A 12,711-nucleotide genomic window follows, 5' to 3' on the forward strand; every position below is an offset into this window, starting at 1 on the left:
CTCGGTGGTCAGGAGGCGGGTGGGGGTTCGACGGGGCGACCGTCGGACATGCGGTTCCCCTTCCACACGTTCCCGGCGCCGGCCGCGTTCCAGGCGGTGGCGGCGCCGTAGGCACCGGCGGCCGGGTGGTACTGGGTGGAGAAGACGTTGTTCGTGACCTGGATGCCGGTGGCGCCCGGGCCACCGCCGTAGAGGGCGTACGCTCCCCCGGCCAGCCAGTTGCCGTCGACGACCACGGAGGAGACCACTCCGGTGTCGGCGAACAGGCCCACGGCCGCGGTGGCGCCCTTGTCCACCGCCGTGGAGTTGAGCAGGGTGTTGCGGCGGATCGTCAGCCGTCCCTTGTTGCCGCCGCCGCTGATGACGGCGTCGGTGTGCTGCCATTCGCCGCCCTGGTTGCGGAAGGCGACGATGTCGTGGACGTAGTTGTCGTGCAGGTCCCCCTGCCCCATGGACAGGGCGTTGCCGAACACCGAGATGTCGCACCAGCCGACCTCGATGGAGCTGCCGCCCATGTTGGAGACCGCGTAGTTGACCCCTCCGTTGTCGGGGCCCTTGCCCACGACGGCGGTGATCGTGGTGTGCAGGACCTTCAGTCCGCTGTAGCCGGGGCGCAGATTGACCCCCCACCAGTTGGTCGAGGTGATCCTGCTGTCGATGACGGTGACGTCGTTCGCGTAGATGTCGAGGGAGCCGCGAATGTCCCAGCCCTTGATGACCATGCCGTCCTGCTTGACGGACATGTTCCCGGTGTCGTGCCGTTCCAGTGCGATCCGCGGGCCGGTGGTGCTCGCGTCGGGGAATCCGCAGGTGCCGGGCGAGGTGCAGGCGGGGGTGGTGGGCGGCGGTTCGCTCCCCGACGGCGAGACGGTCGGGGAGGGCGGGCCGGAGGTGGTCGGCGAGGCGGAGGCCGAGGGCTGCGGTGGGGCCGTGGTGCTGGGGGTGGCGGGTTCGGTGGCGCCGGGGGCGGCCGTGGTTTCGCTCACCGCGGTCCGGTCGGCCTGGTAGAGGGTGAGGACGACGGCGAGCACCACTCCGGCGAGCAGCCACGCCGTCAGGCGCCTTCGGTGCTGTGTCACAGCTGTCTAGCCTTTGAGTAAGGCGCGGCCGGGCAGGACGCACAGGACGTAGCAGAGGGTGCCGGCGGCTCCGGTCGCCAGGAGCGCGAGGACGCCGCCGCCCAGGTACCGCTCCAGGAGGAGGAGTACGGCGGCCATCACCGCGCCGCCGAGCAGCGGCCAGGCGCAGGCCCGGGCCACGGTGCCCAGGCGGATGCCGCCGCGGTGCAGGGCCAGGAGGAACACCGGGACCACGACGGCCCCGGCGACCAGGACGTGCCCTTGGGCGACCCCGACGATCCCGCCGGTCCGGGCGCCGATGACGAGGGCCGGGATCAGGACGATCAGCCACAGTCCCTGGACGCCGATGAGCGAGCGGCGGTGTCCGATGGCCACCAGGCAGTCGTAGGCGAGTTCGCAGCCGATGCGGACCAGGCCGAGGGCCATCAGCCAGGGCAGGGCCCGGGCGGCGGGCAGCCATCGTTCGCCGTAGATCAGTTCCACCACGGGGGCGGCGAGGGCGGCGAGCAGGACGCAGATCGGTACGGTGCCGGCCATCACGACGCCGAGCGCGCGGGCGAACCCGGCGGCCAGCGCCTGTGGGGAGTCGGCCAGCCGGGAGAAGCCGGCGAAGGAGACCCGGCGGGCGGCTTCGGAGATGATGCGGACGGGCCAGCCGGAGATGTTGAAGGCGAGTACGTAGAAGCCGAGGGCGAGGGGGTCCAGCGCCGAGCCCACCACCATGGTGTCCACGTTGACCACGCCGAGGGCGAGCATGCTGGCACCGGCGAGCGGCAGTCCGAACTTCAGCAGGGCCCGGGCCTGTTCCCGGTCCCAGCCGAATTTCAGCGTGCCGGGTGCGGCGAGGCAGCAGCCGATGAGCGCGGCCACGTTGCCGACCACGGACCCCCAGGCGAAGCTCATGGCGCCCCAGCCCTGGACGGCCAGCAGCAGGGTGACCGCGGTGCTGAGGACGAAGTTGAGGCCGTCGACGGCCATCCGCCGGCCCTGCGCGAACTCCCGGGTGAGGAAGCCGGCGGGGACCTGGGAGAGTCCGTCGAGGACCACGCACAGACACATCACCCGCAGGACGCCCGAGGCCTCGGGCGAGCCGAGCACCCCCGCCACCGCCGGGGCGAGCGCGAACAGTACGGCGTACAGCAGGCAGCTGGAGGCGGCGCTGAGGGTGAGGACGGTCGGGGCGAAGCGGCGGGGGTCGCCCTCCCAGCGGACGATCGCGAGCGAGACGCCGAGTTCGTTCGCGGAGAGCAGGACCAGCAGGACGGTCTGGGCGATCCCGTACACGCCCCAGGCCTCGGGTCCCAGGAAGAAGCGGGCCAGGACGATGCCGGTCGCGAAGTTGCCGAGGCGCATGACCACGGTGTTGATCAGGCTCCACCTGGCCGCGGAGCCGACCTTGCGGCTCAGCGACGGCGCCGGGGCCGGGGTGGTGTCGCTCGCGGTGTCCGCCGCGGGGCCGGTCACGGGGATCCGGCCGTACGGGAGCCGGCCGCGCCGGAGCCGGCCGGCTGGGCGACGGTCATGCGCAGGGTGGCCGTCGGGTCACCGGCGTCGGCGTCGGAGCCCTCGCCGCTGTCGGAGCCCTCGCCGCTGTCGGCGCCCTCGCCGGGGGCGGGCCGGTGCTTGCCGGGCGAGGCCCCCCGGCGCCTGCGGGCCTCCACGAAGAAGGTGGCCACCAGGCTGAGGACGAAGCCCAGCGCACCCGCCATGATCAGGAACTGGAGCCTGGCCTTGGTCTGTGCCTCCGGCTTCTGCGGAGGCACGATCGTGGCCATCCGGATCATGGCGTCGGGGGTCACCGACTGCTGGCTCTGGAACTCCAGCAGTCGCTTCTCCGCGTACTTGGTGAGGATCTCGTCCGACTTCAGCACGGCGGCCTGGTCGGTCCCGACGACGCTCAGCCACATGTAGGGGCCGAGCGCGTTGTCGGCGATCTTCGCCTCGTGCACTCCGGTGAGGCCCAGGGACTTGAGGTCCTTCTTGGCGTCGTCGGAGTTGAGGTTGCGGGCCAGGCCGTCGGCCATCCCGGTGAGCGAGGCCTGGGTGCTCAGGAAGGGGTTGCCGTCGAAGGCCACCGTGGCCTTCTTCGAGTTCAGCAAGGTCACCGTGCTCTGCGACCGGTACTCCACCGGGACCAGCAGGTACACGGCGGCGGTGAGCGCCGCCGTGATCAGCAGTCCGGGCAGCAGCACGTACCAGCGTCTGCGCATGACCCGCCAGATCTCCGCGAGATCCATGGTCTTCCCCCTCGTATTGCGTTTACAGCACGTGCTGTTGTTCGGTGGCCGCCCCGCGCGGGACGAGGTCGGTGGGGCGCGGCCTGGTGTGCGCGGGCGGTCCGTCGAGCAGGACCGCGGCGATGCGCTCGCTCGCCCGGCCGTCCCAGAGTTCGGGGCAGCGCGGCGCGGGCGGATCGTCGAGGACCCGGTGCACGGTGGCCGTGATGCGCTCCGGGTCCGTGCCCGCCAGTACGTTCGTCCCCTCCTCGACGGTGATGGGGCGCTCGGTGTTCTCCCGCAGGGTCACGCAGGGCACCCCCAGGGCGGTGGTCTCCTCCTGGATCCCCCCGGAGTCGGTGAGCACCACGCGGGCGGCGTCCTGCAGGGCGATGAAGTCGAGGTATCCGGCGGCCGGGACCAACCGGATGCCGTCGGGCACGCCCAGCTCGGCCAGCCGCTCGGCGGCCCGCGGATGCACGGGCAGCAGCAGCGGACAGCGGTCGGCGATCTCGCCCAGCGCCTTCAGCAGGCCGCGCAGCGCCCCGGGGTCGTCCACGTTGGCCGGCCGGTGCAGCGTGACCAGGCCGTAGCCGCCCCGGGTCAGCCCGTACCGGTCCAGGACGTCCGACTCCCTGGCCCGGTCCAGGTTGGCGAGCAGGGTGTCGATCATGACGTTGCCGACGACGTGGATCTGGTCCTCCCGGTAGCCCTCCGCCCGCAGGTTCACGGCGGCGTCGGGCGAGGGGGCCAGCAGGTAGTCGCTGAGCCGGTCGGTGGCGACCCGGTTGACCTCCTCGGGCATGCTCCAGTCCCGACTGCGCAGCCCGGCCTCCACGTGGGCCAGCAGGGGGCCGGCCTTCGCGGTGACCAGGGCGCAGGCCAGGGTGGAGTTGATGTCGCCGACCACCACGACCGCGTCCGGGGCGAGTTCGTCGACGAGCGGCTCGAAGGCCGCCATCACCCGCCCGGTCTGTTGGGCGTGGCTGCCGGATCCGGCGCCCAGGTAGCGGTCGGGCGGGCGGATGCCGAGGTCGCGGAAGAACACGTCGTTCATCGACTCGTCGTAGTGCTGCCCGGTGTGGACGAGGATCACCTCGGCGCCGCGGCGCTCCAGTGAGTCCATCACCGGTTTGATCTTCATGTAGTTGGGCCGGGCCCCGGCCACGGCGACGATCCTGGTCACGGGGTCAGAGCACCTCCACGGTGGGTCCGGAGACCCGGTTGCGGCAGTCGAGGACGTAGGTGGCGTGCTCGGTGACCATCTGGTAGTCGAAGGAGTCGTGGTCGGTGAGCAGGACCACGACGTCGGCGGCGGCCAGCTCCTTGCGGGTCGGTTCGACCCGCACGAGTCGGGCGTCGACCTTGATGCTCTCGACCACGTGGGGGTCGGCCGCGCGGACCTTGGCCCCCATGTCGAGGAGCAGTTGGGCGATGCGGACGGCGGGCGATTCCCGGGCGTCGCCGGTGTTCTTCTTGTACGCGAGGCCCAGCAGCAGGATCTTGGAGCCGTTGACCGAGCGGCGCTTGGCGTTGAGCGCGTCGATCACGCGGCGCGTCACGTACTCGGGCATGTGGTTGTTGATGTCGTTGGCGAGTTCGACGAAGCGGAAGTTCTGGCCGAGTTCGCGCTGCACCCGCCAGTTGAGGTACGAGGGGTCGATCGGCAGGCAGTGGCCGCCGACGCCCGGGCCGGGGGTGAACTTCATGAAGCCGAAGGGCTTGCTGGACGCCGCCTCGATGGCCTGCCAGACGTCGATGTCCAGGTGGCGGGCGAACATCGCGATCTCGTTGACGAGGGCGATGTTCACGTGGCGGAAGGTGTTCTCCAGCAGTTTGGCCAGCTCGGCCTCCTTGGGGGAGCGCACCGGCACGGTGGTGTCGACGAGGTCCCCGTAGAAGGACTCGACGGCCTTCAGGGAGCGGGCGTCGACGCCGGACACCACCTTGGGCGTCTGCTGGAAGCCCCAGACGGTGTTGCCCGGGTCGATGCGTTCGGGGCTGTAGCCCAGGTGGAAGTCCTCGCCCGCGGTGAGGCCGGAGCCATCCTCCAGTATGGGCGCGAACAGTTCCTCGGTGGTGCCCGGGTAGGTGGTGGACTCCAGGATGACGGTGGCACCCGGGCGCAGGAAGCGGGCCAGGGTGTGCGCCGACTCCTCGATGTAGCGCAGGTCGGGGGCTCCGTCCTGTAAAGGTGTCGGGACCGTGACGACGGCGACGTCGAAGCCGCCGCAGTCCCGGGCCAGTTCGCTGGGGCGGTAGGTGCCGCGCGCCAGCGCGCGGACCAGCCGTTCGGAGGAGACGTCCTCCACGTACGACTCACCGGCGGCGAGGCTCTTGACCCGCCGGGTGTCCACGTCGTACCCGATCACCTGATGTCCGACCTCGGCGGCCCGGATGGCCAGCGGAAGTCCGACGTATCCCTGTCCCACGACGACGACGCGCATCAGTAACTCCTGTTCGCGGAAGGGGCGGACGGTGTGCGGTGGATGAGTTCCCGGACCGTCATGAGGAGGAAGGCAGCGTTGGTGGTGAGGTAGCGCTTGCCGAGGCGGCGCGGTTCCTGGAGGGTGCGGTAGAACCATTCGAGTCCCATCCGCTGCCAGACCAGGGGGGCCCGCTTGGTGATGCCGGCGAGGATGTCGAAGGAGCCGCCGACGCCGTGGACGACGTGCGCGCCGGTGCGCTTGCCGTAGCCGGCGGTGAAGATCTCCTTCTTGGGCGAGGTCATGCCGAGGAACAGCAGCCGGGCCTCGCTGTCGGCGATGGCGTCGGCGATGTCCTCCTGGTCACCGTCGCCGAAGTAGCCGTTGCGGCTGCCGGCCACCCGGAGCTTCGGGAAGCGCTCGGAGATCTGCCCGAGCATCATCTCCAGGACGTCCTCCTGGGCCCCGAGCAGGTAGACGGGGATGTCGGCCACCTCGGCGGCCGCCAGCAGGCGCATGAACAGGTCGATCCCGGCGACGCGTTCGGGCAGTCGCACGCCCAGCACCCGGCCGGCCCAGACCACGGCCTGGCCGTCGGCGAGGACGAGGTCGCAGCCGGCGACCGCCTCGGCGAGGAGGGGGTCGCGGCGCATGTTGACCAGCTTGGCCGCGTTGACCATGCCGATCTCGATCTGTTCGCCGCGCCGCACCGCGTCCAGGCAGCGCTGCACGGTCTCGTCCATGGTGAGCGGGTCGAGCGGAACCCCGAAGAGGGACTGTCGTCGTGTCATCTCTGGGACCCCCCGAGCCAGGCGAAGAGCATCCAGCCGAACTCGTACGGTCGGCACTCGCGGTCCACGGCGCCGGGCCGGAAGATCCGGTCGAGCGGGGCGAGGCGAGCGTGCGGTGCCACCCGGGTGGTGAGCCCCCGGGCGGCCCGGACGGCCTTCTTCGGGTCGCCGCGGTAGACCTTGCGCCAGGTGACGCCGAAGTCCTCGCGGATCATCGACTCCCGCGGGTTCCCGGTGGGGTCCGCGAGTTCGGGTACGTCGGTCATCCACCGCAGCCCGCGGCGGATCGCCGCGCCGAAGTCGGTGCCGCCCGCCTCGGCCAGGTCGAACAGCGCGGTCGGGGCCATCGCGTGCTGGTGCACGCTGTAGACCGGGTAGCCCTCCACCACGCCGCCCGTGCGGGCGTCGTAGTGCCACCACCACTGTCCGCCGTCACCCTGCAGCTCGCAGATACGGGCGGCGCAGGCGTCGGCGGCCGCGAGGGCCTCGGGGTCGTCACCGCTCGCGTGCAGCCGGGCCAACGCCTGCAGCGGATAGGTCTGGTCGGCGAAGCAGGCCACGTGGGACCGGTAGCCGGGGACCAGCCCGGGCTCGGTGGCGTGCGGGAAGAGCGGGCTGTCGCCGACCCTGGCCGCGAGCAGCCGTACACGGGCCGCCGTGAGGCGCTCCTCCACGTCCACCACGGCGCGCGCGGCCGCGAGCGCGGAGAGCACCCAGGCCGCCTCGACCGTGTACTGCGGCCGTCCGGGTACGTCGAGCGTGGCCACCCGGTCGAGGGCGTCGGCCAGTTTGGGATGACCGGTCTCGGCGGCGGCCCAGGCGATGAGCGCCGCGTCACCGAGGTTCACCACCCCGGGCAGCCGTTCCACGAGCAGACCCGTGAACTCCTCGGCGCTGCGCCCGCCGAAGAGCGCGCGCTGCCGGTCCTCGGGCAGGAAACGAGCTCCCAGCGCGGTGATCGCCGCGTACCGGGTGCTCGTACCCCGCTGCTCCAGGACGGGGGTTCCCTCGGGTGAGACGACCCCGGCCCGGGTGAACACGAAGGTCTCTTCGTCCGGCAGGTACATCGCCGGAAGCCCCGCCTCGGCCAGCGCGAGCAGCCGCTCGGCCAGCGCGTGCAGCGACCGGTCCTCGTCGGCCAGTGCTTCTAATCGTGTGGTGTTCATCGGGTCCCCACCCCGATGCCCCTGGTGCTCCCCGCACCCCGTATGTCCGAGCTGTACGGCTCCAACACACCTACCCCCTCTGATCTTCTCCTCGGACGGACCTGGCGGTCGTCACTCCGTGGAGGGGGACTGCGCATGACGGCGTCCGCGCCCGCGGCGATGTCACGCCGATGGCACGAACCGTCCGAAGGCCGGCGTCTGGATCCCCCCAGCGATGCCTCGGACCGGGACACACGTGATCGGCGGTGCCGGCAGTCGCGGGTGTACCCGCTTCGGCCATGACACAGCCCTGGTGTCCTCGTCGTACACAACCCCCCACTGAGCATGGCCTGTTGCCTGCTCAGATCCCGTGTGCAGGGACACGTTATGCCCGCGGATGTTCGTTGATTGCGGTTTTGCGGAAATGCCGGTGCCCTAAATTGCCGACATTCCGTCAGGTTCGCTCGATGAGCGTGCCGTCCTTCTCGTCGTGCAGCGCTCCGGTGCGCGGGCACTCCCAGGTGCCCGGCTCCCCCTCGCGCTCCACCAGGCGGACCCCGGCCCGGCCCACCCACCCGATCCGCCGCGCCGGCACGCCCGCGACGAGCGCGAAGTCCGGCACGTCCTTGGACACCACGGCGCCGGCCGCGACGAGCGCCCAGCGCCCGACGCGCACCCCGGCCACGCACACCGAACGGGCCCCGAGCGAGGCCCCCTCGGCGACCACGACCCCGGCGGCCTCCCAGTCGCCGTCCCGCTTGATCCGACCCTCGGGGTCGACCGCGCGCGGGTAGAAGTCGTTGGTGAGCACGGCCGCGGGGCCGATGAAGACCCCGTCGCCGAGGACCGCGGGTTCGTAGACGAGTGCGTAGTTCTGCAGCTTCACGTGGTCACCGATCCGTACACCGGGCCCTACGTACGCCCCGCGCCCCACGATGCACCCGCGCCCGAGCCGGGCCTCCTCACGGATCTGTGCCAGATCCCAGATCGTGGTCCCCTCGCCGAGTTCGGCGCTCTCGTCGACCTGGGAGGAGGGTTGGATTCGGACACTCACGGCGCGGTCCCCTTACGGCTGCGAGGCATACGGAAGCACAGGTGCACGAAGTACGCATGTGCGGAGTGCGGGTGTACGAGCCGAGCATATGCGCCGACGGGTCGGCCCACCCGCAGATCAACCGACTGTTCACGCAACGCACTTGAGCCGGGCCCGGGCGGCCGGGTCAATCGACCGCCGTGAAGTAGGCGGCCGGATACAGGGAGTCGAGCGCGATCCAGCGCTGCGTCGTCGCCTCGGCGGGCGCCCGGCCGCCGCCCGCCGAGGCGCGGAGGAAGCCCTGCACGTCAAGAGCGATGCGGGGATCGTCGTCGATGCGCCGTGCCATGTCGTAGTAGGCGGCGAGCTCATGGACGCACCGCGGGGTGGCGGCCGCACAGGAGCAGGCGACGCCGGCGAGCGCCGGGGCGGGCGAATGGCCCGCGTCGGCGAGCGCGCGGTACAGGTCGTCGGTGAGCAGGGGCCGGCCGCCGCCCAGCCGGCGGGAGATCTCGGCCGTCGCCCCCGGCGACATCGGCGCCACCTCGATCGTGACCACCGAGGTGCCGCGACCTCGATGCACGACGGCACGCACGGTCCGGTCGTCGAACGTGATCCGGACCTTCCCCTCGCGTACCGCGCGGCGTGCGCTCGGCAGCTGGGGATCGGGACGGGTCTGACGCAACGACTCGGCGAACCGGACCCAGTCCTTGCCCCACTTCGTGTAACCGTGGTCGCGGTCGCCCATGGTCAGTTCACCCGCTTCCGGCGCAGGACCTCGACGAGACGGTCGTCGTCCAGTCGGGTCAGCGCGGCGACCCCGGACACGTCGGTGATGCCCGACAGGGCGGACTTGCGGTGGTGCATAGCCGCGATGTGCTCCTCGACCGTGGTACCGGTGGTCAGGGTCGTGACGGTGACCGTGCGGGTCTGACCGATCCGGTGGACCCGGTCGGAGGCCTGGGCCTCCACGGCCGGGTTCCACCACCGGTCGAAGTGGATGACGTCGGCCGCGCGCGTGAGCGTGAGCCCGGTGCCCCCCGCCTTCAGGCTGAGGACGAGCACCTTCGGACCGTCGTCGGACCGGAACCGGCGGACGATGTCGGCCCGCTGCTCCTGGTTCAGACCACCGTGGAAGAACGGCGCATCCACCCCGAACTGTTCGGCGAAGTGCCGGACCAGCAGTTCACCGGTCTGCCGGTATTGGGTGAAGACCAGGGTCGGGGCGTCGTTCTCCAGATTGGCGGCCACGATGTCGGTGCACAGGTCGAGCTTGCCCGACCTGCCCGCCAGCTCGCCGAGGTCGTCCGTGATCAGGCCCGGATGGTTGCAGACCTGCTTGAGCGACGTCAGGACCGCGAGCACCTTGCTCTGTCGCCGGGCGCCGGTGCCGAAGCCGTCGTCGACGACCTGGTCCAGCAGCCGGTCGTACAGCTGCTCCTGCTCCTCGCTGAGGTCGCAGATGAGATCGGCGTGGATCTTGGCCGGGAGCGACCCCGCGACCTGGGACTTCTTCCGCATCAGCACGACCGGCTCGATGGCCCCGCGCAACCGGGCCGAGGCGGCCCGGGAGCCGTCCGCGATCGGCCGCACGAAGCGACGGCGGAACTGCGCCCGGTTCGCGAACAGGTGCGGCGCGACCAGATCGAGCAGGGCCCACAGCTCGTCGAGGTGGTTCTCCACGGGCGTGCCGGTCAGGGCGATCCGGGCGTCGGCCGCGAGGGTGCGCGCGGCCTTCGACACCTGCGTACGGGGGTTCTTCAGGACCTGCGCCTCGTCGAAGACCGCGGTGCTCCACCGGATCCCCGCCAGGGTCGGGCCGTGCGAGCGGAGCGTGGGGTACCCGGTGAGCACCACCGTGCCGCCGGCCACCTCGGGCGGCGGCCCGCCGCGCCAGATCACGGTCCGCAGTCCGGGGGCGAACCGCGCGATCTCGTGCGCCCAGTTCCCCACCAACGAGGTCGGGCAGACGACCAGTTGTGGAGCCCGCGCGGCGCGTCCGGCGAGCCAACCGATGGTCTGCAGGGTCTTGCCGAGTCCCATCTCGTCGGCCAGTACCGCGCCGCCGTGCGCCTCGATGCTCTCGCGCAGCCAGCTCACCCCACGCGCCTGGTAGGGCCGCAGGTCGGCGGTGAGCACGGTGCGCATCTCGGCCCCCACCGAGGTGGTGCGGCGGAAGACGCCCCCCGCGTGCTCCGCCGTCGTCACGGCGACGCCTGTGGCGTCGGGGACCGCGTGCGCGGCGATCGGCAGAGCCGGCCCGGCCGACCCGATCGAATCGCCGCCGCCCTCGATCCACGACCTCCAGGCCTTCACCGACGGGCCGGGCGAGTCGAGGGGAACGGCCGCGAGCCGGTCCGGCTCGACCAGTACGCAGTCGACGTCGGTCACCTCGAGGCCGCCGAGGTCCGGCGTCGGCACGGCCAGGGAGACGGTCTCGTCGTCGCCGACCGGCGGGGCCGCCCCCACGGCGCCGTCGGCCCAGGTCCACAGGGCGAACATGTGTCGGTCGGGCAGGTAGGTGGCCTGAATCGAGCGCTGCTCGGAATTCGACAAGGTGGGTGCGGTCATGAACGCCTTCGGGTGCGGTCCGGAAAAGCCGACCAGCGGACCGTAAGCAATGATCGGACGGGTGTCAATTCCCGGACGACGGATAGTGGTCGGCGACTTTCCGGCGTACCCGAGGGCATGCCGTGGACCTTCTGTCAATTGCTGAACCTGAGGCTTGACCTGGCGAGAATTCCGTGCCCCACCTGGCGTTCCGGAGGAAGTCGACCGCTTCTGCCTGCCGATCCGGCGGACAGAAATCCCTTTCCCGCATATCTTCCGAACGAGAGGATCGGAATTCTCCCGAAGAAGCCGACCGGGAAGCTTCGGGATTTCCACGGAGAGGAACGGAAAAGTCCGCGGAGTCAATCCTCGGGCGCCCGGTTCTCCATCGGCGCGGTCACGCGATATCAGGCACCGGACCCGGTCCGGGTTCGGCCGTTCCCGCTCACGGTGCGGCGCAATGGGGGCGGAAAGAGGTGAAACCCGATCGACGGTGCGGCGTTAGAGGGGTGGGCCGCCGTTTCGCCCGCGGCGCAGACGCGAGTACGAGGAGCACGATGAGAGACCCGAGGCCGGCCGGACGTGGTCGGATGAAGCTGGCAGCCCGATGCCGGGTGGCCACGGAGGCCCCCGCCTTCGGGATGGTCGTCTTCTGCGCGATCCTCTTCAACGCCGCGTTGATGGGGGTGGAGACCTACAGCGGCCTCGCCGCGGAGTACCGGCTCGTGCTCCAGGGCGCGGAGAACTGCTGCCTGGCCCTGTTCACCCTGGAGATGCTGCTGCGCGTGGGCGCCTGTGCGGACCGGCCGAAAGCATTCTTCCGCGACCCGTGGAACCTCTTCGACCTCGCGGTCGTCGCCTCCGCCTTCGTCCCGCTCGTCCGCGAGAACACCACCCTGCTGCGGCTGCTGCGCCTCGCCCGGGTCCTGCGCACCGCCCGCTTCCTGCCGCACCTGCGCATCCTGCTGATCGCGGTGGGCCGCAGTCTGCCGGGCACCGCCAGCTTCCTGTTCGTCGGCGCGCTGGTGCTGTACGTGTACGCCATGATCGGCTGGGTCTGCTTCGCGCGGTCGGACCCCGGGCACTACGGCTCGGTGGGTCGCGCGATGCTCACGCTCTTCCTGCTGACCACGCTCGACGGCCTGACGGACGCCGTCCGCGCGGGTCTGCAGATCTCCCGGCTGAGCATCATCTACTACGCCTCCTACGCGCTGCTCGCCTCCTTCGTGCTGGTGAACGTACTGATCGGTGTGGTCCTCAACTCCCTGGACGAGGCACGCGAGATGGAGGACGAGGCGAAGCGCGCCCCGGAGCCGGGCGCGGAGCCCGACGTCCGGGCGCGGATCGCCACGGCCCGCCGGGCCCTGGACGAGATCGAGGCGAGCCTGCCACCCACGGCCGACCGGCCGGAGCGGCAGCTGGAGGCCTCGCACACCGGGGCCTGATACCGGCCCGGCGGCCAGGCGGCCCG

Annotated in this window: 11 protein-coding genes; 1 reads left to right on the forward strand and 10 read right to left on the reverse strand. The window is 71.2% G+C overall.

All coding sequences use genetic code 11. The features are described from left to right. Positions 1 to 8: 8 nt before the first annotated feature. From BCL76_RS02800 to BCL76_RS02845, 10 genes are all read right to left on the reverse strand, one after another. Positions 9 to 1,079, reverse strand: coding sequence for a hypothetical protein (locus tag BCL76_RS02800; RefSeq protein WP_109777767.1), 1,071 nt, complete (start codon positions 1,077 to 1,079; stop codon positions 9 to 11). A gap of 6 nt (positions 1,080 to 1,085) precedes the next feature. After that, the gene (locus BCL76_RS02805; RefSeq protein ID WP_258309251.1) at positions 1,086 to 2,543 is read right to left on the reverse strand and encodes an oligosaccharide flippase family protein; all 1,458 of its coding nucleotides are present in this window, start codon (positions 2,541 to 2,543) and stop codon (positions 1,086 to 1,088) included. Continuing rightward, entirely contained in the window at positions 2,540 to 3,316 is a 777-nt protein-coding gene (locus tag BCL76_RS02810) for a chain length determinant protein (RefSeq protein WP_181382413.1), read from the reverse strand. The genes BCL76_RS02805 and BCL76_RS02810 overlap by 4 nt, the downstream gene beginning before the upstream one ends. 22 nt (positions 3,317 to 3,338) lie before the next feature. After that, positions 3,339 to 4,481: a non-hydrolyzing UDP-N-acetylglucosamine 2-epimerase gene (gene wecB / locus BCL76_RS02815; RefSeq protein WP_109777769.1), complete on the reverse strand. Its 1,143-nt coding sequence runs from the start codon at positions 4,479 to 4,481 to the stop codon at positions 3,339 to 3,341. 4 nt (positions 4,482 to 4,485) lie between these two features. After that, a complete protein-coding gene (locus BCL76_RS02820; RefSeq protein ID WP_109777772.1) occupies positions 4,486 to 5,742 on the reverse strand; it encodes a nucleotide sugar dehydrogenase in 1,257 nt (418 codons plus the stop codon). Further along, positions 5,742 to 6,512, reverse strand: a complete 771-nt coding sequence (locus BCL76_RS02825) for a WecB/TagA/CpsF family glycosyltransferase (RefSeq protein ID WP_109777775.1) — start codon at positions 6,510 to 6,512, stop codon at positions 5,742 to 5,744. Before BCL76_RS02825 ends, BCL76_RS02820 begins: the two co-directional genes overlap by 1 nt. Further along, entirely contained in the window at positions 6,509 to 7,678 is a 1,170-nt protein-coding gene (locus tag BCL76_RS02830; protein WP_109777778.1) for a hypothetical protein, read from the reverse strand. Before BCL76_RS02830 ends, BCL76_RS02825 begins: the two co-directional genes overlap by 4 nt. A 433-nt stretch (positions 7,679 to 8,111) precedes the next feature. Continuing rightward, entirely contained in the window at positions 8,112 to 8,711 is a 600-nt protein-coding gene (locus BCL76_RS02835) for an acyltransferase (RefSeq protein ID WP_030009433.1), read from the reverse strand. A 166-nt stretch (positions 8,712 to 8,877) separates the two neighbouring features. After that, positions 8,878 to 9,438 (reverse strand): hypothetical protein, encoded by a 561-nt coding sequence (locus tag BCL76_RS02840; RefSeq protein WP_109777780.1) that lies wholly within the window; start codon positions 9,436 to 9,438, stop codon positions 8,878 to 8,880. Between the two features lie 2 nt (positions 9,439 to 9,440). Continuing rightward, positions 9,441 to 11,261 (reverse strand): DEAD/DEAH box helicase, encoded by a 1,821-nt coding sequence (locus BCL76_RS02845; protein ID WP_258309253.1) that lies wholly within the window; start codon positions 11,259 to 11,261, stop codon positions 9,441 to 9,443. A 569-nt stretch (positions 11,262 to 11,830) separates the two neighbouring features. Between BCL76_RS02845 and BCL76_RS02850 the strand changes: the two genes are divergently transcribed. Further along, positions 11,831 to 12,685, forward strand: coding sequence for an ion transporter (locus BCL76_RS02850; RefSeq protein ID WP_258309254.1), 855 nt, complete (start codon positions 11,831 to 11,833; stop codon positions 12,683 to 12,685). The last annotated feature ends 26 nt before the right edge of the window (positions 12,686 to 12,711 follow it).

The sequence above is a fragment of the Streptomyces sp. CG 926 genome, from assembly GCF_003148825.1.
Lineage (GTDB): Bacteria > Actinomycetota > Actinomycetes > Streptomycetales > Streptomycetaceae > Streptomyces.